This is a genomic window from Streptomyces callyspongiae (genome assembly GCF_047200695.1).
GTDB lineage: Bacteria > Actinomycetota > Actinomycetes > Streptomycetales > Streptomycetaceae > Streptomyces.
This window is the reverse complement of the sequence record NZ_JBJZOM010000003.1, coordinates 157,350-179,187: the sequence shown is the minus strand read 5'-3', so window position 1 is coordinate 179,187 and position 21,838 is coordinate 157,350. Positions and strand designations below refer to the sequence as shown.

21 protein-coding genes and 4 pseudogenes are annotated in these 21,838 nt (G+C 69.5%); 14 read left to right on the top strand and 11 right to left on the bottom strand.

Translation table 11 applies throughout. The features are described 5' to 3' along the window. The first annotated feature begins 182 nt into the window (after positions 1-182). Complete coding sequence (locus tag ACL06G_RS03850) at positions 183-998, top strand: SAM-dependent methyltransferase (RefSeq protein WP_412786739.1); 816 nt, start codon at positions 183-185, stop codon at positions 996-998. Positions 999-1,091: 93 nt separating this feature from the next. Here the strand turns inward: ACL06G_RS03850 and ACL06G_RS03845 are convergent, their stop codons facing one another. Then, on the bottom strand, positions 1,092-2,003 hold the full coding sequence (locus ACL06G_RS03845; protein ID WP_412786818.1) for a Sco1979 family transcriptional regulator: 912 nt from the start codon (positions 2,001-2,003) through the stop codon (positions 1,092-1,094). A 198-nt stretch (positions 2,004-2,201) separates the two neighbouring features. After that, the gene (locus tag ACL06G_RS03840) at positions 2,202-2,444 is read right to left on the bottom strand and encodes a DUF397 domain-containing protein (RefSeq protein ID WP_412786738.1); all 243 of its coding nucleotides are present in this window, start codon (positions 2,442-2,444) and stop codon (positions 2,202-2,204) included. Between the two features lie 199 nt (positions 2,445-2,643). Here ACL06G_RS03840 and ACL06G_RS03835 point away from each other — a divergent pair, with 199 nt between their 5' ends. The 3 genes from ACL06G_RS03835 to ACL06G_RS03825 all read left to right on the top strand — a co-directional run bounded on the left by ACL06G_RS03835 (position 2,644) and on the right by ACL06G_RS03825 (position 5,430). Then, positions 2,644-2,805: a hypothetical protein gene (locus ACL06G_RS03835; RefSeq protein WP_412786737.1), complete on the top strand. Its 162-nt coding sequence runs from the start codon at positions 2,644-2,646 to the stop codon at positions 2,803-2,805. Between the two features lie 165 nt (positions 2,806-2,970). Next, positions 2,971-3,975, top strand: a complete 1,005-nt coding sequence (locus ACL06G_RS03830; RefSeq protein ID WP_412835447.1) for a PP2C family protein-serine/threonine phosphatase — start codon at positions 2,971-2,973, stop codon at positions 3,973-3,975. A 174-nt stretch (positions 3,976-4,149) separates the two neighbouring features. Next, the gene (locus tag ACL06G_RS03825; protein ID WP_412835423.1) at positions 4,150-5,430 is read left to right on the top strand and encodes an extracellular solute-binding protein; all 1,281 of its coding nucleotides are present in this window, start codon (positions 4,150-4,152) and stop codon (positions 5,428-5,430) included. A 300-nt stretch (positions 5,431-5,730) separates the two neighbouring features. On the opposite strand, the gene ACL06G_RS03820 is transcribed toward ACL06G_RS03825, so the two are convergent. Beyond that, positions 5,731-5,910 carry a hypothetical protein gene (locus tag ACL06G_RS03820; RefSeq protein ID WP_412786735.1) on the bottom strand — a complete coding sequence of 60 codons (180 nt, stop codon included), beginning with the start codon at positions 5,908-5,910 and terminating at the stop codon, positions 5,731-5,733. Positions 5,911-6,304: 394 nt separating this feature from the next. On the opposite strand from ACL06G_RS03820, the gene ACL06G_RS03815 reads away from it, so the two are divergent. Together ACL06G_RS03815 and ACL06G_RS03810 are read left to right on the top strand one after the other, a co-directional pair. Then, positions 6,305-7,234, top strand: a complete 930-nt coding sequence (locus tag ACL06G_RS03815) for a Sco1979 family transcriptional regulator (RefSeq protein WP_412786734.1) — start codon at positions 6,305-6,307, stop codon at positions 7,232-7,234. Between the two features lie 130 nt (positions 7,235-7,364). Further along, complete coding sequence (locus tag ACL06G_RS03810) at positions 7,365-9,008, top strand: alpha-amylase family glycosyl hydrolase (protein WP_412835422.1); 1,644 nt, start codon at positions 7,365-7,367, stop codon at positions 9,006-9,008. Positions 9,009-9,083: 75 nt separating this feature from the next. Here the strand turns inward: ACL06G_RS03810 and ACL06G_RS03805 are convergent, their stop codons facing one another. Further along, positions 9,084-9,635 carry a flavoprotein gene (locus ACL06G_RS03805; protein WP_412835421.1) on the bottom strand — a complete coding sequence of 184 codons (552 nt, stop codon included), beginning with the start codon at positions 9,633-9,635 and terminating at the stop codon, positions 9,084-9,086. Positions 9,636-9,699: 64 nt separating this feature from the next. Further along, positions 9,700-10,701: a DUF389 domain-containing protein gene (locus ACL06G_RS03800; protein WP_412786731.1), complete on the bottom strand. Its 1,002-nt coding sequence runs from the start codon at positions 10,699-10,701 to the stop codon at positions 9,700-9,702. Positions 10,702-10,921: 220 nt separating this feature from the next. On the opposite strand from ACL06G_RS03800, the gene ACL06G_RS03795 reads away from it, so the two are divergent. Together ACL06G_RS03795 and ACL06G_RS03790 are read left to right on the top strand one after the other, a co-directional pair. Further along, positions 10,922-11,689: a TVP38/TMEM64 family protein gene (locus tag ACL06G_RS03795; RefSeq protein WP_412835420.1), complete on the top strand. Its 768-nt coding sequence runs from the start codon at positions 10,922-10,924 to the stop codon at positions 11,687-11,689. Between the two features lie 209 nt (positions 11,690-11,898). Next, positions 11,899-12,588, top strand: a complete 690-nt coding sequence (locus tag ACL06G_RS03790) for a haloacid dehalogenase type II (RefSeq protein ID WP_412835419.1) — start codon at positions 11,899-11,901, stop codon at positions 12,586-12,588. 419 nt (positions 12,589-13,007) lie between these two features. Here the strand turns inward: ACL06G_RS03790 and ACL06G_RS03785 are convergent, their stop codons facing one another. After that, the gene (locus ACL06G_RS03785) at positions 13,008-13,547 is read right to left on the bottom strand and encodes a CbrC family protein (protein WP_412835418.1); all 540 of its coding nucleotides are present in this window, start codon (positions 13,545-13,547) and stop codon (positions 13,008-13,010) included. Between the two features lie 134 nt (positions 13,548-13,681). Here ACL06G_RS03785 and ACL06G_RS03780 point away from each other — a divergent pair. Then, a pseudogene (locus ACL06G_RS03780) lies at positions 13,682-13,831 on the top strand (tyrosine-type recombinase/integrase); the annotation flags it as partial. Between the two features lie 346 nt (positions 13,832-14,177). On the opposite strand, the gene ACL06G_RS03775 reads toward ACL06G_RS03780, so the two are convergent. Both ACL06G_RS03775 and ACL06G_RS03770 read right to left on the bottom strand, forming a co-directional pair. Further along, positions 14,178-14,624 (bottom strand): hypothetical protein, encoded by a 447-nt coding sequence (locus ACL06G_RS03775; RefSeq protein WP_412835417.1) that lies wholly within the window; start codon positions 14,622-14,624, stop codon positions 14,178-14,180. Beyond that, complete coding sequence (locus ACL06G_RS03770; RefSeq protein WP_412835416.1) at positions 14,621-14,887, bottom strand: hypothetical protein; 267 nt, start codon at positions 14,885-14,887, stop codon at positions 14,621-14,623. The genes ACL06G_RS03775 and ACL06G_RS03770 overlap by 4 nt, the downstream gene beginning before the upstream one ends. Positions 14,888-15,168: 281 nt before the next feature. Between ACL06G_RS03770 and ACL06G_RS03765 the strand changes: the two genes are divergently transcribed. Both ACL06G_RS03765 and ACL06G_RS03760 read left to right on the top strand, forming a co-directional pair. Then, a complete protein-coding gene (locus ACL06G_RS03765) occupies positions 15,169-15,378 on the top strand; it encodes an HAD family hydrolase (RefSeq protein ID WP_412835415.1) in 210 nt (69 codons plus the stop codon). Between the two features lie 67 nt (positions 15,379-15,445). Beyond that, positions 15,446-16,035: pseudogene (locus ACL06G_RS03760) on the top strand (SMI1/KNR4 family protein). Here ACL06G_RS03760 and ACL06G_RS03755 read toward each other — a convergent pair. Beyond that, a pseudogene (locus ACL06G_RS03755) lies at positions 16,032-16,139 on the bottom strand (IS481 family transposase); the annotation flags it as partial. The pseudogenes ACL06G_RS03760 and ACL06G_RS03755 overlap by 4 nt on opposite strands. 156 nt (positions 16,140-16,295) lie before the next feature. Here ACL06G_RS03755 and ACL06G_RS03750 point away from each other — a divergent pair. The 3 genes from ACL06G_RS03750 to ACL06G_RS03740 all read left to right on the top strand — a co-directional run bounded on the left by ACL06G_RS03750 (position 16,296) and on the right by ACL06G_RS03740 (position 18,847). Then, positions 16,296-17,210 carry a transposase domain-containing protein gene (locus tag ACL06G_RS03750; protein WP_412835414.1) on the top strand — a complete coding sequence of 305 codons (915 nt, stop codon included), beginning with the start codon at positions 16,296-16,298 and terminating at the stop codon, positions 17,208-17,210. Between the two features lie 114 nt (positions 17,211-17,324). After that, positions 17,325-18,041: an ATP-binding cassette domain-containing protein gene (locus tag ACL06G_RS03745; RefSeq protein ID WP_412835413.1), complete on the top strand. Its 717-nt coding sequence runs from the start codon at positions 17,325-17,327 to the stop codon at positions 18,039-18,041. Between the two features lie 38 nt (positions 18,042-18,079). Further along, complete coding sequence (locus ACL06G_RS03740) at positions 18,080-18,847, top strand: hypothetical protein (RefSeq protein ID WP_412835412.1); 768 nt, start codon at positions 18,080-18,082, stop codon at positions 18,845-18,847. Here the strand turns inward: ACL06G_RS03740 and ACL06G_RS03735 are convergent. Next, a pseudogene (locus tag ACL06G_RS03735) lies at positions 18,739-19,574 on the bottom strand (IS5 family transposase). The gene ACL06G_RS03740 and the pseudogene ACL06G_RS03735 overlap by 109 nt on opposite strands. 283 nt (positions 19,575-19,857) lie before the next feature. Beyond that, the gene (locus tag ACL06G_RS03730) at positions 19,858-21,207 is read right to left on the bottom strand and encodes a VanZ family protein (protein ID WP_412835411.1); all 1,350 of its coding nucleotides are present in this window, start codon (positions 21,205-21,207) and stop codon (positions 19,858-19,860) included. Positions 21,208-21,838 lie beyond the last annotated feature (631 nt).

Below are 21,838 nucleotides of genomic sequence, written 5' to 3'. Positions count from 1 at the left end.
ACGCGCGGGGCGCGCGACCGCGGTGCGTGCGCCTGTCAAGGGAACGTGTGAATACTGCACTTGACGTGGCGTCAACGCATGTGGACGTGGCAGGCTGAGGGGCGAGGCGGGGCCCGGCGGCGGACGACGTGCGCGGCACCGCCCGCCCGCTGAGGCTCGGCTCGAGAGTTGTGAGGTCTGACATGCGGCAGGAGAACCGCACCGTGCTGTCCGAGGTCGACGTGAACGTGCCCAGCGTGGCGCGGATGTACGACTACTACCTCGGAGGCAAGGACAACTACGCGGTGGACCGTGCCGCCGTGGCAGAACTGGACAAGGTGGTGCCGAGCACCAAGCCGCTGGCGATCAACAACCGGCGCTTCCTGCAGCGCGTGGTGCGCAGGCTGGCGGAGGACCACGGCATCCGGCAGTTCCTCGACCACGGCTCCGGCCTGCCCACCCAGGACAACGTGCACCAGGTCGCGCAGCGCATCGACCCGGGCTCGCACGTGGTGTACGTCGACGACGACCCGATCGTGCTCGCCCACGGTCGCGCGCTGCTGGAGGAGGACGAGCGCACGGTCGTCATCCAGGCGGACATGCGGCAGACCGACGAGATCTTCGGTCACCCGGAGGTCCGGCGTCTGATCGATCTCGAGCAGCCCGTGGCGGCGCTGTTCGTCTCGGTCATGCACTGCATCCCCGACCCGGGCCCCGAGGAGCTGCTGAAGCGTGTCGTGGAGAAGCTGCCGTCGGGGAGCTTCATCGTGCTGAACCAGCTGGTGAGCGAGAACAAGGAGACCCGGGACTCGGTCACCAACTTCATGGACGAGACCACCCAGGGGCACTGGGGCCGCGTGCGGGAGCCGCACGAGGTGGAGAAGTACTTCGAGGGGCTGGAGGTCGTGGAGCCGGGGCTGGGCCGCATCAACGACTGGCGCCCGGACTCCGAGCTCGCCCTCAAGGAGCCGGACACGGGCGACTGGTTCGAGTTCGGCGGTGTCGCCCGGGTGCCGTGACGCCCCGACCGCCGCGCCCGAGCGGGGCCCCTGCCGATCCGATCGGCAGGGGCCCCGCTCGTCGTCCGTTCTCCGACCTCAGGTTCTCCGGCCTCAGAGGGACGCGCGCAGCTCCTTGAGGAAGGCCGTGGTGGCCGCAGGCGCGTCCGCGGCGGCACAGAGCCGGTCCATGACCACCATGTAGTTCTCCACTTCGTCCTGCTTGTCCAGATACAGGGCGGTGGTGAGCTGTTCCAGGTAGACCACGTCGGGGAGGTCGGGCTCCAGGAAGCGAAGTATGGTCACCGGCCCGCCGGCGGCGGCGAGTCCGCCGACGTGGAACGGCGCCACCTGCAGGGTGACGTTGCGCCGGGCCCCGATCTTCAGCAGGTGGTCGATCTGCTCGCGCATGACGTCGTGGTCGCCGCCCAGGGGGCGCCGCAGCGCCGCCTCGTCGATGACGGCCCACAGGCGCGGGGCGTACTCGCTGTCCAGGGCCCGCTGACGGTCCATCCGCAGCCGGACCCGGCGCTCGATCTCGGAGTCGTCGGCCCGCGGGTGGCCGAGTCGCGTCACCGCCCGGGCGTAGTCCGGGGTCTGCAGCAGCCCTGGCACGAACTGCACTTCGTAGGTGCGGATGACCGAAGCCGACTCCTCCAGGCCGATGAGCTGCTCGAACCACGGCGGCAGCACGTCGCTGTACTTGTTCCACCAGCCCGGGAGGCTCGCCTGGCGGGCCAGCGCGAGGAAGCCCTCGCACTCTTCGCGGTCGTCGACCCCGTAGAGCTTCAGCAGGTCCGCGACGTCCCGCTCCTTGTAGCCGGTGCGGCCCAGCTCCAGGCGGCTGATCTTCGCGTGGGAGCCTCGGATGAACTCGCCTGCCGCCTCACGGCTGATGCCCGCAGCCTCCCGCAACCTGCGCAGCTGCGTGCCGAGCACGATGCGCAGGATCGTCGGTCCGCCTCGCGGGTGGTCGAGAATGCGCCTGACCGATGAGCGGTTCTCCGGATCCGGCTGTGCTGCCATCACGTGGCCCCTGCTCCCTGGGTAGTCGTCAGGCTGCCCAGTGTCCCACTCCCGACGCTGCACGTACAGCCGAACACCGCGCGGTGGCGCGATCCCGCGCGTCGTGCCCGCACCCGTGACGGGTGCGGGCACGACGGGACTTCGGGGGTTCGGGGTGTGTCGGGTGCGGGGGTCGGTGCGACGTGCGCGGGAGGACGGTCAGTTCTCCACGCGCACGAGGTCGTCGAAGTCGCCGTCCTTCGCGCCCTGGATGAACGCGGTGATCTCGGCGGGGGTGTAGAGGAGCGCGGGGCCCGTCGGGTAACGGGAGTTGCGCACCGCTACGCCGCCGTCGGCGAGTTCGGCGAGTTCGACGCAATTGCCGCTGGGGTTGCTGCGGCGGCTCTTGCGCCAGGTGACGTCCTGGAGTCGGGGGTCCTGCATGGCGTGGTCGATGTGCATGTCCTGCACCATGCCACAGGTTGATGTGCTTGCACCTGTTCTTGCACGTGTTCTTGCAGCCGTCCTTGCACTCGTTCTTGCAGATGTGCTTGCAGACAGCCGCTCGACGGCGGATGATGAGGGAACAGACGACAACTCCGGCCGCCTGACGACCTGATCGCCCCGTGTCCGGGTATCGATGACAGCAGTGGAGTTCGCGATGACGCCATCCCTGTGCACCCAGACCGACGCGCAGCAGTGCGAGTGGGAGGACCCGCTCACCCGGCTTCTCCTGCTGCTCGAACTCGCCGACAAGCCCGCCTGGTTGCGGGAGATCGCAGAGGCCCGCGGCGGTGCGGCCCGGGAGGCGCGTCCGGCCTGACCACTCCCGACTCCGGTTGTTCCTCAAAGCTTTGTGCAGGACACGACATCACTGCGAAGCTTGGGTTCGACAGTCGCCCGAACGGCGTCCGCCGACCTGCCGGAGACCCTCTTGGCCGAGTATCCCCGCAACCGCTCCGGGAGGTTGCTCGCATGGCTGCCGTTCATGGCGATGGGCTCGGTCGCCGCCGTCGACATCACGGCCGGCCCGGACGTCGGCTTCCTTCCGCTCATCGCGCTGGGACCCGCCTTCGCCGGCCTCTCCGGCAGCCTGCGGCGCACCGGTGCCATCAGCGTCTTCGCGCTGCTGCTGTGCTTCCTGCTGGGCCTGTACAACGGCCAGTTCGGCGACCGGCGGGGCACCACCGCACTCATCGGCGTCTCCGGCGTCTCCGCCGCCGGCCTGCTCGCCACGGCCGGCCGCAAACGGCGCGAGGTCGAACTCGCCAGCGTCCGCAGCATCGCGGAGGTCGCCCAACGCGTGCTGCTGCGCCCCGTCCCGCTCAGCGTCGGGCCGTTGCGCATCGCCGTCTCCTACACCTCCGCCGTCGCGGAGGCGCGGATAGGCGGAGACCTGTACGAGGTCGCCACCTCGCCCCGTGGCGTCCGGCTCATCGTGGGGGACGTGCAGGGCAAGGGCCTCACCGCCGTCGAAACCGCGGCAGTGGTGCTGGGCGCGTTCCGGGAGGCCGCCTACGACGAGAACGACCTGGTCGCCGTGGGAGAGCGCCTGGAACGTGCGCTGGGGCGGCACCTCTCGGACGAGAAGTTCGTGACGGCGGTCCTGGCGGAGGTCGTCGACGACGCGGTCACCCTGCTGGACTTCGGGCACCCGCCGCCGCTGCTGGTCCGGCACGACGGCTCGGTCGCGCACGTGGAGGTCCCCGACCCTGCGCCGCCGCTGGGCCTCGGCAACCTGGCCGCACACGCCCCCGAGCCGTACCGGCAGCCCTTCACCCCGGGCGACCAGCTGCTCTTCTACACCGACGGTGTGACCGAGGCCCGCGACCCCGTCGGGCGCTTCTACCCGCTCTCCGAGCGGATGCCGCTGCTCAAGGACCCGGACCCGCAGACGGCTCTGGACGCGGTCCGGCAGGATCTCGTGGCCCACGTGGAGCACCCGCTGCAGGACGACGCGGCGATGCTGCTGCTCCGGCACCGCATCCAGTGACCACTCTGTGGAGGAGACGCGGGGGGCATGTACATCCCCGTTGAAGGTGATGCGGAAGTGAGACATGCTGTGTCCTGGACCTGATCCCGCGGCTGCGGAAGACTCCGCTGCGTCGCGGGGGCGGTCACCTCCCCGGCGTGGCCACTGTTCACCCGAGAGTGGGGGTGATGGGGAGTGCGGAAACGGCACCGGACCCGTTCCACGGCGACAGGACTGACGCTCCTGCTGCTCCTTGCGCTGGCAGGGTGCGGTGGGCAGAACCCCCTCAGCGACGACGTCACGCTCGAGGTGGTCGCGATCGAGCGTGGCGACGGCGCCGGGAACAGCTCCCGGCAGTTCTGGGACGAGCTGATCGGCGACTTCCGCCGCGGCCACCCCACCATCGACGTCGATGTCGACCTCTACGGACCGGACGCCGTCGACGCGGAGATCCGCAAGCGGGTCCGCGCGGGCCACGCTCCCGACCTCGCGCAGACCGGCGGCATGTTCGCCGACTGGGCGAAGAAGGACCTTCTCTACGGCGCCCGGGACATGATGTCCCCCTCCACGCGGGCCCTGATCCAGGGGAGCCTGGTCGAAGCCGGCTCCGTGCGCCGCGAACAGTACGGCGTTCCGTTCTCCGCGGTGACCAGCGCCCTCTTCTGGAACAAGGACCTCTTCGAGAAGGCCGGTGTCGAGGGGCCGCCCCGCACCTGGAAGGAGCTGCGGACGGACGCCCGCGCCCTGAAGGCGGTGGGCGTGCCGACGCCGTACGGACTTCCGCTCGCCGACGGTTCCGCCCAGGACGAGGTGCTGAGCTGGACCCGCAGCGGTGGCGGCGGCTACCTGGACGAGGGCGGTGCCTACGCCTTCGACTCGGCCAAGAACGTCGCCGCCCTCGAGTGGCTGCGGGACGAGCTGGTCGAACCGGGCCTCACCAACCCCGAGCCCGCGAAGACCCCGCGCAGCGACCTGTACGGTGCCTTCGCCCGCGGCGAGGTCGGGATGCTGGGCGGCGACCCGAGCCTGATCGAACGGGCCCGGGACGAAGGAGTGCGCTTCGGAACCGCCCCGATGCCCGGCCGTGACGGGCCGAGCCGGACGGCCACCGCGGCCGCCGACTGGACCATGGCCTTCCAGGAGGGCGGGCACCTGGACCAGGTCCGCGCTCTCCTGGACTTCGTCTTCGAGGGCGACTACCTCCTCGACTACGCGCGGACCCACACCCGGCTCCCGGTGACCACCGGCGACGTGCGCACGCTCCGCGCCGACCGCGAGGAGCGGCAGCTGTGGGGCTTCCTCGACGCGCTCGGGTCGGCCCGCTTCGCGCCCACGGGGCTGAGTACCTGGAGCAGGACCTCCGCCCGCCTCGGGCCGGAGATCGGTGCAGCGGTGGAGCCGGGGCACGACCCGGCGGACGTGCTCGGACGGGTGCAGCGGGAAGCCGTCGCCGCCGCGACCGCAGCAGGCGAATGACGTCGGCGCACCGGCGCACGCCCCCGGTGCGCCGGGGTGCCCGTCGGGGGCGCGCCGCCGCGTTCGCGCCCTCGAGGCCCGCTCACCGGCGCGGGCCGCCGCCCAACGGTCTCCCGTCCTGCGCCTGACGACGACGCTGCCGCGGCGGGCGGGCAGGCCGACCACGCGGAATCGGGCCCGCGGACCGAAAGAGTGCGCGGTGTGTCGTCCGCCGTGCCCGACCGCGGCACGAGGAAGCCCCGGACCCGCCCGGGTCCGGGGCTGTCGGGTGTGCTCCGTGGTCGGCGCCGGCAGGCCGCGTCAGGCGGCCCGCGTCACCGACCCCTGGACGGCGTGCATCCATGCCTGGCGCAGGCGGGCCAGTTCCTGGAGGTCGGAAGGGGTCCATACCTTGCGGCCCGCGACGAAGGCGCGGATCGCCGCGTTCGCGTCGTCGGCGGACGACGCACGGGAAGGCGTCGGTGTAGACGGAGTGGACATGTGTGCAAGATTAGAGGAGGTGACCGACAGTTTCACCCGCCGCAGCCGGACGGGGACTGTCCGGAGGCGGCCGCCGCGGTCGTCCGCGACACCACCGTCCGAGTGCATCCGGTGGCGCGCGGGACCGAAATCCGCAGTTCACGGGCGTCGCTGCACGGGAGCGGCGCGAGGGAGTACCGGACCGGCCGTCCGGCAGGCCGCTCCGAGCCCCGTCGCGGGTCGTGGCGCATCTCACCCCTCGGCCACGTTTGCCGGCCCCCGGGAGCCGGGGGAGTGAGGGTCGTCGTGTGCGCCCCCCGTGCGCCTCCCCCGGGTACATGTGCCATGCGAACATGGCAGCGCCCGAGGGGCCCCGCGGCGCCCGGGCGGCCCGAGACGGACGACGGAGCTGACCGTGAAGACCTCACCCACCGTGCGCACCCCTGCGGCGACCGCGGCGGGCACCCCCAGAGGCCTCACCGAGTCCCGGTGGCAGGGCCAGGGCCCCACCGTCCCCCGGATGGCGCTGGGCGCCCGCCTCCGCGCGCTGCGGGAGAGGAGAGGACTGACCCGGGCCCAGGCGGGTGCCGCGATCGGCGTGTCCCGCTCGAAGATCAGCCGCCTCGAGCACGGCCGGACCGGCAGCAAGCACGAGGACGTCGAAGCCCTCCTCGCCGCCTACGGCGTCACGGGCGAGGACGAGCGGAACGCGGTCCGCGCCCTCGCGATCCAGGGAAACACCCCGGGCTGGTGGCACCGCTACTCCGACGTCATCCCCGCATGGCTCCACGACTACCTCGGAGCCGAGCAGGCCGCCGACGTCATCCGCGGGTACGAGGTCCAGTTCGTCCCCGGCCTGCTCCAGACCGCGGACTACGCACGTGAGGTCGTGCGACTGGGCCACCCCTCCGCGCTGAGCCACGAGGTGGACCGGCACGTCGAGTTCCGCATGCTCCGGCAGGACCTGCTGGAGCGCGCGAACCCCCCGCACCTGTGGATGGTCGTGGACGAGGCGGCCCTGCGGCGCCCGCTCGGAGGAGCAGCGGTGATGCGCGCCCAACTGGACCACCTGACCGAGATGGCGGGCCGCCCGCACGTCACCGTGCAGCTGCTGCCGTTCTCCTCCGGCGGCCACCCCGCCATGTGCGGCTCGGTCACCATGCTCCGGCTTCCCGGCGGCCAACTGCCCGACATGGTGTACCTGGAGCAGCTCACCACCGCCGTCTACCCCGACAAGCCGTCCGACGTGCACCGGTACTGGGACGTCCTCAACCGGCTCGTCGTCAAGGCCGCACGGGCGAGCGAGACCCCCGAACTGCTGCGGTCGATCCGCGACGACTTCTGACCGCTCCCACCCGGCACCGGGCACGGCCCGCGCCGGGCGCCCGCCCCGGGGTCTTCCGCCCACGGCCGCGTGCGGGGCATCGTGGTCCGCACACCCAGGCACCACGCTGCGAAGGAAGACCGTCAGCCGCATGCACCACACCACCTCCCCCCACGCCGCGCTCGCGCCCGCCCCGTCGTGGCTCTCCGAAGCCGTCCTCTACCAGATCTACCCGCAGAGCTTCGCCGACTCCGACGGCGACGGCATCGGCGACCTCGCCGGCATCACCGCGCACCTCGACCACCTCTCCTGGCTCGGGGTGAACACCGTCTGGCTCAATCCGTGCTTCGCCTCGCCCTTCCGCGACGGCGGGTACGACGTCTCCGACTACTTCAGCATCGCCCCGCGCTACGGCACCGACGACGACCTGGCCACGCTCGTCGACGCCGCCCGCCGCCGCGGCATCCGCATCCTCCTCGACCTCGTCGCCGGCCACACCTCCGACCGCCACGCCTGGTTCCAGCACGCCCTCCACGACCCCGACGACCACCGCTACATCTGGACCGACGGCAGCGGACCGGTCCCCGAGGGCTTCGCCCCCTCGCCGGGCCCCCGGCCCGGCGCCTACCTGCCGAACTTCTTCGTCTCGCAGCCCGCACTGAACTTCGGCTACACGCGCAGCAACGCGGACGAGCCGTGGCGGCAGCCCGTCGACGCGGAGGGCCCGCGCGCCAACCGGGCCGCGCTGCGCGAGATCATGGACCACTGGCTGCGCCTCGGCCTCTCCGGATTCCGCGTCGACATGGCGTCCTCCCTGGTCAAGGACGACCCGGGGCACGTCGAAACCACCGCGCTCTGGCAGGAACTGCGCCGCTGGCTCGACGGCGCGCACCCCGAGGCGGTGCTGCTCAGCGAGTGGGGCGACCCGGCCGTCTCCGTCCCCGCCGGCTTCCACGGCGACTTCTTCCTCCAGTTCGGCGGGCCGGACAACGGGCTGCCGATGCGCTCCCTGTGGAGCAACGGCGGCGGCACCGTGGACACCGCCTGGGAGCCCCAGGACTGCTGGTTCCACGCCGACGGCAAGGGCACCCCCGACACGTTCGTCCGGGCCTGGCAGAACGCGGAGGCCGCCCTCCACGGAACCGGCCACGTCGTGCTGCCCACCTCCAACCACGACTTCTCCCGGCTGGCCACGGAACCGCGCAGCAGAGCGGAACTCCCCGCCGCGTTCGCCTTCCAGCTCACCTGGCCCACCCTCCCCGCCCTCTACTACGGCGAGGAGATCGGCATGCGCTACGTGCCGGGCCTCCCCGACCACGAGGGCAGCCGACTCGGCCCGCAGTACAACCGCGCCGGATCCCGAACCCCCATGCAGTGGGACGACACCGCCAATGCGGGCTTCTCCACCGCCCCCGCCGAGGACCTGTACCTCCCCCTGGACCCCGACCACGACCGGCCCACCGTGGCCGCCCAGCGCGACGACCCCGACTCGCTGCTCCACCTGGTGCGCCGGCTCATCGCACTGCGCCGCACCACACCGGAGCTCGGCCCCACCGGCAGCGTGCGCATCCTCAACACCGGCTACCCGCTGGTGCACCTGCGGGGCGGCCGCTACCTGGTCGTCGTCAACCCGCGCCGCGAGCCCGTCACCATGCCGCTGCCGTGCACCGTCCCGCCCGGCGCGGTCCCCCGCCCGCTGGAGACCTCCGGCGTCACGGTCACCGACAGCACGCTCAGCGCCGAAGGCTTCGGCTTCGGCATCCACGACCTGGGGGCACCCGGCACCCCGGCCTGACCCGTCCCGCTCCGGCCCCCGGGCCGCGGACGCCCGCGTCCGCGGCCCGGGGGAGCGCGGAACCGGTCGGAACCCTCACGCCCGGCGGACGAGCCGCCGCGCCGCGGACAGCGCCAGGTGCCACGGGTAGTCCTCCGGCCCGGCGACACCCGGCGGCCGGGGGACGAAGCCCCCGTCCTCCCCGTACAGCACCCGCACGCCCGCCCCGCGCAGCGTCGCGATGCTCGCGCCGAACTGCGGGTGGGTGGCGTACACACTGTTCACGGACGGCATCACCACCAGCGGCCACCGCTTGCCGACGGCCTCCGCGACGAACCCCGCCACGAAGTCCGGAGTCAGCCCCAGCGCGAAGGTGTTGACGCTGTTCAACGTCGCCGGCGCCACCACCGCCACGTCGGCAGCCGGCCACAGATCGGTCTCCTCGGGAGTGCGCGGCGCGCTGCGCACCGGGCGGCCCGTCGCCTCCTCCAGACCCCGGACCCGCTCCTCCCCGAGCCAGGTGCGCGCCACCGGCGTCACCCCCAGGCACACGTCCCACCCGTCCCGCAGCGCCCCGTCGACGACGCCCGCGACGTCGAGGACCGGAGGGGCGGCACATCCCAACAGGTACAGCACCGGCGCATCCATCGGGACAGTCCACCACGCCCCGGCCCGCGACGTCCGGACCGGCTCCTGCGGCGCCCCACGGACGTCAGTCCCCGACCGCGCCCGCGTCGATCTTCCTGCCGCGCGTCGTCTCCACCACCACCGGCACGCCGTCCGGGACCCGGCCGTGCAGGCGGTGGAGCAGATCCGCCACCGGCGGCGGCCCGCCCGGGACGCGCACATGGATGTACAGCGTGTGCGAGGCGGCGTCCACCTTCATCACCGACGCCCCCCGCCGTCCGCCGAGCCACTCCTCCGCGGCGGTCTTCGCCCGGGCGGTCCAGAGCTCGATCAGCAGTGTCGCCGCGGTGTTGGCGGCGAGCGGCACGAACACCACGGCGAACAGCAGTCCCAGCGCGGCGTACGTCCGCCGGGTCGGCCGCTCCGCCCCTGCCCCGGGCTGCCGGCGGTAGGCCAGCGCGGCGAAGATCACCATGCCGCCGAAGACCAGGGCGAACAGGTTGGACAGGAACAGCACCAGGGCGCCCAGGGCCAGCCATCCCGACCCGTGCCCCAGGCACACCCCGGCCACCACCAGGGGCGGGACGAGGGAGATCGCGATCGCGACGCCCGGCAGCACGGCCGACACGTCCCGGCGGGCCAGCGCGACCGCACCGGCCAGTCCCGTCGCCATCGCGGCGACCAGATCCATCAGGCCCGGCGAGGTCCGTGACGCGACCTGACTGTTCGACAGCAGGTCGTAGTCGGGAGGGACGGCGACGGAGAACAGCGCCCCCACGGCGACGACCAGCAGACTCCCCAGCAGCACCGTGAGGACCGAGCCCGTCCGTCTCCGCTGCACGGACTCCACGGCGATCCCCATGATCGGCGTGGAGAGCGGCGCGATGATCATGGCGCCGATCACCGTCGCCGTCGAGTCCGTGATCACACCGCCCGCCGCGATGAACGACGACAGCGTCAGCATGGCCCAGAACGCCGAACGCTTCGCCCGGGCATCTCCCGCCGACAGGTCGAGGTCGTCCGAGAGGTCCTCCAGCGACCGCCGCTGCGATTCCGGGAGGAGGCGGGCGCGGAGTGCGCTGATCATGGCCCGAGTATCGCCCCGGCGGGCGTACCGGGACGAACAGGACACGCCCGGTGCGGCCACCGCACCGGGCGCGCCGCCGACCGGACCGGCGGACGGCACCACCCGGTCGGGCACACCACCCACCCGAGCGCCCGGGAACACCCCCTCCCGGAGGGCGGTCCACCCGGCCCGGCGCTACCGTCGGGCGGACGCCGCACCTCCGAGAAGGAACCACGCGACCATGGACGAACGGGACCGGCAGCCGCCCGCGGAGCCGACAGGACGCCGCCGCACCACCCGGGGCGCCACGGTCAGGCTGCTGGCACTGACCGTCCTGCTCGCCGGTCTCGGCGCATGGGCGGCGCTCGGCGGCGGCCGGGCGCTCGACAGCGCCGTCGACTTCGTCGGCGCCCTCGGCGTGTGGGGCCCGGCCCTGTTCGCGGTGACCTTCGCGCTCGCGACGACGGCTCTGCTTCCCGGCTCGCTGCTGTCCGCCTCCGCGGGGGCGCTGTTCGGCCTGCCCGTGGGCGCGACCGCGGTCGTCGCGGGAGCCACGGCCGGCGCCGCACTCTCGTTCGCCCTGGCCCGCGTACTCGGCCGCCCCGCCGTGGCCCGGTACACCGGCGGCGGAGGCCGACTCGCCGGCATCGACCGCTTCCTGTCCCGGCGCGGCTTCCCCGCGGTGCTCCTGCTGCGCCTGGTCCCGCTGTTCCCCTTCGCCGCCGTCAACTACGGGGCGGGGCTCTCCGGGGTGCGGTTCGTGCCCTACCTCGCGGGCACCGTCCTGGGCATCCTGCCCGCCACCCTCGTCTTCACCGCCCTGGGCGGAGCGGCGCGCGAGCCGGACTCCCCGATGCTCTGGATCGCCGCGGCCGGCTTCGTCGCCCTCACCGCAGGCGGCTGGTGGGCGTCGCGGCTCGTCCGCTCCCGCGCGCCCGAAGTCGACGCCGCCGTGCCCGAAGCCGACGCCGCCGCACCGGAAGTCGGCGCAGCCGGCGGGAGGCGGTGACGAGCGGCGGGCGCGTGGCGACCATCGCCCCGACCTCCGCCGTCCCCGCACCGTCAGTGGCTCCTGGCGTCACGAGCACGACGGGTGCGGGGAGAACGGTCCCGGGAGCCCGCGGGGTTCTCGTGCGCGGACCGGGAAGCAGGACGGCGTTCCGCCGTGTTCGGACAGCAGACACGCACGTGCCCTGCTGCGTCCTGGAGGTCTCGCCCATGTCAGAGCCGGAGATCGATGCCGTCGTGTTCGACGTGCTCGGCACGCTCGTCGACGAACCCGCCGGTATCCGTGCCGGCATTCGTGAACTGGATCCCTCGCTCGATCAGCGCGGGGTCGCACGTCTGCTGTCGTTGTGGCAGCAGCACATCGCCGTCGAGCAACGGCGCATGCTGGACGGCGCTCGGCCCTACCGTGCAAGCCAGGTCCTCGACCGGGAGGCCGCTCAACTCGTCGCCGAGGCAGCGGGCGTCGACGATCCGACCGCGGTGGCAGCCCTGGCGCTCTCGGGCCGGAGGCTCCCGCCGTGGCCCGACGCCGAGCAGGGGCTCGCCCGACTCGCCGAACGGTTCCCGCTGATCGGACTCTCCAACGCGAGCCGGACAGCGCTGCTGGAGCTCAACGCCCACGCCGGACTGCGCTGGCACCAAGCCCTGTCGGCCGAAGACGTACAGTCCTGCAAGCCCGACCCGGCGGTCTACCAGCTGGCCGTCACCGTCGCCGGAAGACCGCCGGAGCGGCTTCTGATGGTCGCCGCCCACGCCTGGGACCTGCGCGGAGCACAGGGCCTCGGTCTGCGCACCGCCTACGTGGCCCGCCCTGTCGGTGACCCGCCCGCCCCCTCGGACCGATTCCACCTGCACGCTGCTGACCTGGTCGACCTGGCGGAGCAGATCGAGCAGACCTGAGGCGTAGGGCGTCGGCCACCGACCGGTCAGCGTGGAGTCGTCTGCTCGGATCGGGTGGTCACCGCTTGCGGCGCTTGCGCTCCTTGGCCTTGCGCCGCTCGATGGTGTACGACGACCAAGCACCGCGATGGTGGTAGCACCGTGATGCTCCGATCATCGCCAGGTTTCGGCACCGAGTGCCCTTCCCGGTCGTCGCTCCACAACGCGACTGCGTGCCCATGGTGCATCACCTCCGGAGCGTCAGTGTTCAACCCTGACCCAGGCTGGCTTCCGCCCGAACACGGGCGGAAGGCGTACGCCCGGTGCACCGGAGCTGTCGGCAGGCGCACAGAGGCCTCACGACTTCTGATGGCACGCTGTGGTCAGCACGAGCGCCCGAGTTGCTGGACTCCGCTGCTGTAGTGCGACTCCAGCGTTACTCAGGTCCCATCGGTGTAAGCGAGGTGGGCACCGCAGGATCGACACCGGAAGAGAAAGGCGACCGGCATTCCGTCTCGGTCCAATGCTGCGAGATGGCGATCGATGAGTTCATCCTGCCAGCGCCAGGCACGCATCTCTTGCCGAAGCTGATCGGTCACCTCGGGGAGACCTGCAAGTTCCGCTGCGCCGGCGGGCCCCAGGAACGCGGCCGCGTCGCCACAGTGCTGCAACCACCGTTCCTGCTGCCAGCCGATGAAACCCGGAGTTCGACGTGCCACCTCCTCGATGGTCGACGCCTCAACTCCGTCGAGATCAGAGACATCGGAGAATTCGGCGTCGAATCGCTGGGCTGCTGAGCCATCCGCGATGCACCAGGGGCACACCGTGCCGTTCGGGTTCTGCGCCGTGTACATCGACGCGTGGTACAGATAGCCCCGGCGCTGTCCGCAGCACACGCAAGGCCCACTGCTGGGCTCAACGGAACCTGATGCCACGGGGGCCGGATGATAGGGGAAGAACGGCAACGCAACGGGATTCATCAGGGTGTGCCTCCATCTGTCCGGCGTGCGTCGGGTGCCACTGAGCCAAGCACGACGGCGTCGTCTCCTACGGCGAGCGCGGGCAACTCGGCCTCGAACGGGACTCCTGCACGTAGGACGTAGGGCGGGTCACCCGTCATGGCTGCGCGTCTCTGCTGTTCGCGGCCGGCGTGCCGCCCCGAGTCGTGATGGAGATCCTCGGACATTCGCAGATCGCCATCACGATGAACGTGTACACCCGCGTGAACGATGACAGCCGCCGGGGCGCGATGAGCCACATGGACGCTCAAGCGGCGACGGTAGAGCAGGGGGCTGCCGTCAATACAACCGTCAACGCCCCCGTGATCCGAGATCACGAGGGCGTTGACGCTGGTCAGCCTGGTGCCCCCGGCAGGATTCGAACCTGCGACACCCGCTTTAGGGGTTTTCCCTGGGCGAGGTGGTGACCTGCGGGGATGCAGGCTACGAGCTGTCTGACGAGAGGAAACAATCCTCCGTAGTTCACACGTTCTCATGGTGCTTCCCGTGCCCGTGTGTGCTGGATGCGTGGCCGTGGCCGTCGTCCAACGGGGGCATGCTCGGGATTCGGCGCGTGTTCGGAATGAGGCTGAGGTGCGAGCGGTGCAGGCGTCAGACCTTCTCGACTCGCACGGAGCGTCCGGCGAGGAGTTGATTCATGTCGTCGGTGTCGGACGTGAAGACGGTTGCCTGAGCCCCCTGCGCGGCTTCCCGCCCGGCCACAGCCGCCAGAACGGCGTCGATGGCGTACTTGTGCCCATGCAGGCCGACCGCCTTGAGCATGTCGCGCGCCATGGCGATCACATGGTCGTCCGTGTGGACGACCCGGATCCGGGACAGCGTCCAGTTCCACAGTGCCTGCCTCGACGTTTCGCGAGGGTCCCATGCCTCCAAGGTCGTGAGCGCCGAGGTGACGATCGGGATGTCGAGCCGCGGAGCTGTCTTGATCAACGCGGCCATCTCCCGATCACCCTGAACCGCCTTGGAGAGCGCCTCACAGTCGAAGACGAAGACGCGCCGGCGTGGCCGCTGCAGCTTCGCTCGGGCGGTGCGACTCACGCAGCCTCGTCCGAGCTCGATCGCCCCTCGTCATGCCAACCGTCGATGGCGGCGATGCGGTCCAGCGCTGCTTGCTGTTCGTCTTCCGTCACGGCGCCGTGCTCTTCTTCGAGACATTCGGCCAACTCGCGCAGTCGGTCCATGCCGTCCTGATGAGCGGCGGCGGCCGCGATGTAGGCGGAAACCCCGCGCGCGTCCACGCGTTCTTTGATCGATTCCGCCAGCTCTTCCGGCACGGTGATGGTGATCTTCCGGGTTGCCATACTGCAAGTATGCCATGGGTCCGTGTGCTCCGCGCCCGCGTCGCGGGGTGTGCCTCGATGCGTCGGAGTGCACGCTTATTGATGTCAGTTTGTGGATGTCAGTCGCGCACCCCCCCCACGCGGTCAGTCCCTACGGGAGAGCCGTTGGAGCCGTCTCCTGCGGACAGCAGCCCGCCCTCACCCGCCAGCCGGATCTCCTCAGCCTGCGCCCGGTCGACCAGCGGGGAGCCTCCGCAGAGACAGTCACGTCTGTCATCGACCGTACAGATCCAGCCGGAGGCGTGAGGAAGCCGTCAGCTCTCATCTATCAGCGAGCTCTGGAGAGGCTGCAGCTGACGGGGGCGGGGTGCGGGTTCGTCGACGACCACGCCGAGAACCTGCCCCGGCCGAGGGCCCTGGGCATCCGCACGGTCCATCACACGACAGACCCTGCAGCGACCGCCGCACTCCTGGACTCGCTGCTCCTCGACCCGGCAGGCGTCTTCTCCTGAGCCGACCCTGGGCTGTCGCGCTCCTCGCTCAGCGGACTCGCGCTGGGTCGTCCTTTTCGGGGCCTGCATGATGATCAGCGTGAACACGGAAAGCTGTGACCCATCCGAGATCGCGGCCCTCCGCGACATCTTCGCCTCCTATGCGGCGGCGGCGCCACCGGCCGGTTGGGAGGCGGTGCGGTCCTTCGAAGCAGAGCACCGCATCGTGCTCCCGGAGCCGTACCGCACACTCGTGGCGGAGATCTGCGACGGACCGTGCGCGGGACCGCCCTACTACGGTTTGCTGCCTTTCGCGCAAACGCCCTCGGATTGGGGCTCGTACCGCCCTGAACGCCTGCTGGCGGAACCTTTCCACTGTCGGCGCCGTGGTTGTGGGAGGAGGAAGGGAGCGCGCAGGTACTGTCGGAGCAGGAGCTTGAGGCTCGGACGGACTCCGTGACCGACCACGGCTCACTGCTGCTGGGCACGGACGGCTGCGGCATGTACTGGCACCTCATCGTTTCCCGCCCGCAGCGCGGTCACGTCTGGCTCATCGATGAGAACGGTGCGGTGCCCTTCGGTACTCGGCCGGACGCATCCCTGATGCCGGGCATGCCCGGTTTCACGGGGTGGGTGACCCGCTGGGCACAGGGCCGGTCTTGGTATACGGATGCCTAGGTGTATGAGGTCATGAGGTTGGTGACGCCTGTGTGGAGTCGGGAGGCTGGAGGGCGGTTCCCGGCGGCAGTGTGCGGCCGAAGGTAGTTGTAGTGGACGTTCCAGGGGGACTGCTGCATGTGAAGCTCCCCCAAGGCCGGGTAGTCAAGGTCCGGGCCGGGGGCGCAAGCGAGGACGAAACGGCCCTTCCGATCGGAACGTGAGCAACGTGGCCCCGTTGAGACAGGTGTCGACCAAGACGTCCTGCTCACGGAGCCACGTTGTCTCTTCATTCTGCATCCCCGCCTGCCCTATCGACGTTCGCGTGCGACGGCACTCCGGCCACGGGGTGCTTCGCGGCTGGGCACTTGGGCGGCCTGACCCCGTTTCTCCCCTTCGAGTTGGTGGACGCCGTTCTGGAGGAGACCCGCGCGGTCCAGCGGCGGCTGCGAGGGCTGCCCTCGAGGGTCGGTGTGTATTTCGTGGTGGCGATGTGCCTGTTCCCAGAGGTCGGGTACCGACTGGTCCGGGACAAGATGGCTGCTGCCCTTGTCGGCGTCCTGCCTGGCCCCAGCACGAAGGGTCTACGTGATCTGCGCCGGCGGGTGGGATGCGCCCCGGTGAAGGCCCTGTTCGAGGTGGTGGCCGGAGTATTGGCCCAACCCCACACCCCCGGAGTGCGCTTCGGCTCGTTCCGGACGGTGTCCTTCGACGGCTGCAGCTCGATCAAGGTGCCGGACAGCGAACGGAACCGGGCCCGGCTGGGGCGGTGCCCGCATGGCGGCCATCCCCAGATCGAGTTGATGACACTGGTCGAGACCGGAACGCGCGCGGTGATCGGCGCGGTCTTCGGGCCTACCCGGGAGGGCGAGACCTCCTACGCCAGCCGGCTACTGCATCACCTGACCCCTGGAATGCTGGTGCTGTGGGACCGAGGATTCGACAGCAACGACTTCCTCGCCGCCGTCCACGCCACCGGCGCACACCTCGTCGGCCGCATCAGTCAGCGCCGCCGCCCACCGGTCCTGAAACTTCTCGCGGACTCCTCCTCTCTCTCGACCATCGGCGGTGTGCCCGTACGCATCATCGAGGCCAAAGTGAACATCGCCTGCACCGACGGCAGCACCTTCGAGGACTCCTGCCGGCTGGTGACCACCCTGCTCGACGCCCAGCACTACCCGGCCGATTCGGCCTGAAGGTCAGCGCCGAGTGTAAGTAGCCGCCGGACGGCTATGTTGCAAGGTGCCCAGGAAGCAGGCTTCCTGGGCACCGCCCCGGTTCCATGGACTCGGTAAAGGATCAACGAGATAGTGTCTCTCCTGAATGTCAGCGACGTCAGCTACTCCTATGACGGCATTGTCAATGTCCTGTTGGACGTCACCTTCACGGTCGAGAAAGGCACGATCGTCGGTCTCGTCGGCCCCAATGGCTCCGGCAAGTCCACACTGATCAAGAACATCTTCGACCTCGTACGCCTTCAGTCGGGGTCCATCTGGATCGGCGGCCAGGAGCACGCCCGGCCCGAGGCGAAGCAATTGGGCATGTACCTGGCCAGCAACGACTACCTTCCCGAGTTCCTCACCGCCCGCGAGTACATCTCCATGATGGGCAAGCTGTACGGTCTCGACGCTGACCACGACGAAGCCCTCGCCCTGTTCCGCAAGTTCGCCATGGAGGGCCGCTACGACGACCTCATCGAGGACTATTCGCATGGTATGCGCAAGAAGACGCAGCTGGTGTCCGCCCTCGTCATCCGCCCGCCGCTGACCGTCATCGACGAGACCCTCAACGGCATCGACCTGGAAGCGCTGCATCTCGCCGAGAAGGAGTTCAGCCGGGCGCGCGACGAGGGACGTTCGATTCTGCTGTGCACGCACGACTTTGCCGTGCTGCAGCGCCTGGCCGACAGAACGGTCTTCCTCGACCTTGGTCACGTGGTGTACGACGAGTTAACGAACCATTTGGTCGAAGAACACGGATCGGTCGCCGCCATGGTGTTCGACTACCTCGAAACGGCGCAGCGGTGACGGCGGTCCGGCTGAGGCGCTCCGCAGTCCTGGCCCGGATGCTTCTCGTCTTTTTCCGCCGCCGGGTGCTGCGGGCCGGCGCCCTGAAGTCCGCCCCGGTCAGAGTGTTCGTCACGGTCGCAGCTGTTGTGCTCCTGGGCGTCATGTGCACCGCCTCCTACTTCTTCCTGCAACCCCTGGCTGACGAAGCGGCCGTGTGGCGGCTGCTGTTCGACACCTCGACGGTGTCCCTCCTGCTGTGGGTGCAGGTCGCGTTTTTGCTGGTGAAGGTGTTGTTCCTCAACGCCGAAGGAATGATGCAGCTGAGCTATCAGCTGCCGGTCACCAACCGGGAGCGCTCGGCGGCGTTTCTCATGTACGAGGCGGCGATGACCGCCATTGTTGCCGCTGCCGGCCTCGTCTCTCTCGCCGTCAGCGCGCTGGTCCTCCTCGGCCCGTCGGCGACTGGCTACATCACCGCCTCGATCATCCTGCCGGTCGCCCTGACCTATCTGGCCCTGTCCGCCCTGTACCAGCTGCTGACCCGGCTGTGGATGCTGATAGGGCTCAGCCGAATGGCGGGCGTCCTCAACGCGCTCGCTCTGTTCGCGGCGCTGGCGTACTACTCCGCGCAGATGACACCGATGGTTCAGGACATCTCCGATGCGTATCTGAGTAAGCGGACCGAGTACACATGGGTCACGTCGGTGTCCTGGGCCTACGTTCCTCGCCAGGTGGGTGTGGTTTCGCCCGTTACGCGCTTGGCGAGGTTGTCGATGGAGGCGATGTGGATCATGGCTTCGGAGCTGGCGGTCAGGGTCTCGTAGTCGCGGGTGAGACGGCGGTGCATCATGATCCAACCGATACTCCGCTCCACCACCCAGCGCCTTTTCACAACCTCGAAGCCGCGGATTCCCGGTTTTCTGTTGACGACTTCGACGTCGATTCCGAGCTGCGCTCCGTGCTCGACAACGGCCTTCTTGAAGCCTGTGTCGACCCAGCTCTTGACGATGGTCGGGTAGGTCTCCTTTGCCTGGTCGAGGAGGCGTATTCCCAGCGCGTTTTCGGAGAGGTCGGCGGCTGTGACGTTCACGGCGAGGATGAGGCCGATCGTGTCGGTGAGGATGCCTCGCTTCCGGCCCACGATCTTCTTCGCGGCGTCGGTTCCCTGGCTGGTCACGGGCACATTGGTGGAGGTCTTCACGCTCTGGGTATCGATGACGGAGGCCGTGGGTTCGGGCTTGCGACCTTCCTTCACGCGGGCCAGGGCGGTCAGGTCGTAGTTGAGCTGGACGAAGATTCCCTCGTCGCGCCAGGTGGCGTAGTAGGCGTAGACGGTGCCGTGGTTGGGGAAGTCGTGCGGGAGGTATTTCCAGGGGATTCCGGTGCGGTTCACGTAGAGAATGGCGTTGAACACGTCGCGGAGGTCGACTTTGGCCGGCTGGCCGGTGGGCCTGCGGTCGAGACGGGCTTTCCGCCATGCCGTCAACGTCGGCTCGATCAAGGCCCACCGGGCGTCGGACAGGTCGCTGGGTACGGCTTCCGCTGGCTCACGCCGTAGCGTTGGCATGAACAGGCCGGAATTCGATGTTCCGCTGAACATCGGGTGGTTCTGGTACATCGTCAAACCAGACGGACTTCCAGCTACAGAAGCGAGCAAGACGGGCGACGGGCCTCGAGCGGCAGGGGAGGACGAGACGCGCCTACCTGGTGGAACGAGGCAAACCAGGGTACGGATGAAGGCCACTTTCCGGAACGTAGCTACGTAAACGCCCTCTTGCAGTCCCTCTTCCGGCGATGCGGCGCACAAATCCGGGAGGGTCACCCGGCCTGTTGCCTACGGCTGTGCTCCAGCGCTCTCGGGCGTGCTGCTGAGCACCGTGGGCGAGTACACGTGGCCGGTGGTTCCGTCGATGGTCGCTTTGTACACATGCTGCTTGGTGTGCAGCGTGAGGAGCCAGTGCACGCGCCAGTCGCCCTCGCGGCGTTGGGCGAGGAGTACCGGTTCGGACTTCCGGGAGTCACTCGCGGTTCGGTGGAAGTGCTGCTCCATCGCTGCCCAGGCATCGGCTTGGGAAGTGTTCAGCGGTGGCAGGGCGGGGTCGTCGATGTGGCGGGCGAGGAGGTTGGTGAGGCGTCCGCTCGGCTCGATGACGACGTCCAGGCGCATCGGCATGAGGATGCCGTCCTTCTCGCGGCGCCAGCTCACCATCCAGTTCAGACCCTCGCCCTCCCCTTGGGCTGTGGCGGTCCGCCGGGAGTCCTGCAGCGCCCAGGGAGCGAACTTCTTTGCGTACGCCGTGGCGCGTGCTGCTGCGCCGTCCGCGCTGTCCACCGGCCCGGTGGCGCCGGGGATGGCGAAGCTCTGCTTCGTGCCCAGGTAGCTGGGCACGAGATCGACCCGGAAGCGCTCCCGGTCCGGCCACGTCAGTTCGGCGGCGCCTCCCGGCAGGCTGGCGCTGATGGTTCCGGATCCGTCCGGCCCGGGAGTGAAGGAGACCTCCTTCACGCGGTATCCGCTGCCGAGGGCTTGGTGGATGTGACGGGTGATCGCCTCACGTTGCGAGTCACTGGCGGAGATCTCGCTGCGGTCCCTGTCCACGACGTTCGGGGTCATCCACAGTCCCCAGGTGCCTACCAGGACGGCGAGGGCGACACCGGAGACGGCCAGGGTCCGGGATGTGGTGAGGAAAGCGGGCTCCTCCTGTTCCTTGCCCAGGCCGTTGACAAGGGCCCCCAAAGCGACCCCGCAGAGGGCGCCGGCGGAGTTGGCGACGAGGTCGCTGGTGTCGCAGAGGCGGCCCACGAAGGGGAGAACGCTCTGAAACGTCTCGATGCCTGCGGTGAGCACTATTCCCAGCAAGGCCACGGGAAGCACGCGGCGGGTCGCCATCACGCCGATGAGCCCGAAGGGGACGAACATGCCCGCGTTGAGGCGTCCCTGCACTGTGCTGAACGGTTCCCACACGCTCTTGTTGATGGTGCACACGATCGGCCCGCCACCGCCGCCCGTCGTCCACAGCGTCAGCAGCAGGACAGCGAGGATCGAGGCGATCCACAAGCCGAACAGAGCCGGCCGCGGCGATCGGCGAGAAGCCAGGCGATAGGCGAATCCTCCGCCTGCGACAGTGATGATCAGGCAGAGGACAAGGAACCCTTCGTGCCCGTTGAAGACAGCTTTCAGCATGACTACGTTTCGATAGTGTCAGGCAAAGGGGTCGCCGTAAGACGAAACACGGCGACCCCTTGTGTTGGTCATGTTCCGGTCTTTGTCAGCACTGAGGGAGCGGTGGCGTCGGGTATGTGTTGCCGCCCGAAGTGTTCAACTTGCCGGTGAACGGGGAGCAGCTTGCGCCAGGACTCCACTGGTGGCTGTAGTGGCGCGGGGTATTCGACATGTTCTGGTATCCCGCCCAGTGGTTGTTTCCGTTTCTCTCCCAGCCGAGACGTGCCGTGAGGGAACCGCCTGACTCTCTCCAGTAGTTGACACGGACGTAGGTGCCATCGCTCTTCCCGCTCACAGTGAGTACGCCGTTGCTGATCGAGGTGCAACGCTGGCCGCCTCCAGGATTCCCGTTGGACGGACAATCCGTGACTCCCAGGATCGATACATCCTGAGCCTCTTCAGCCATGGCCGTCGAGGCGCCCATGACAGGTATTGCAAGAGCTGCTCCAGCAGCAACTATGACGCGCATGCGATCACGCATAACAGGAAGTCCATTTTTTGAGTGTGACTGCAGATCTGAATCGGAAACCTTGACGAGTCGCCGATTAGTTGTTTCCAGGTCTCCTTTTAGGTTATTTTCACAGCCATGGTC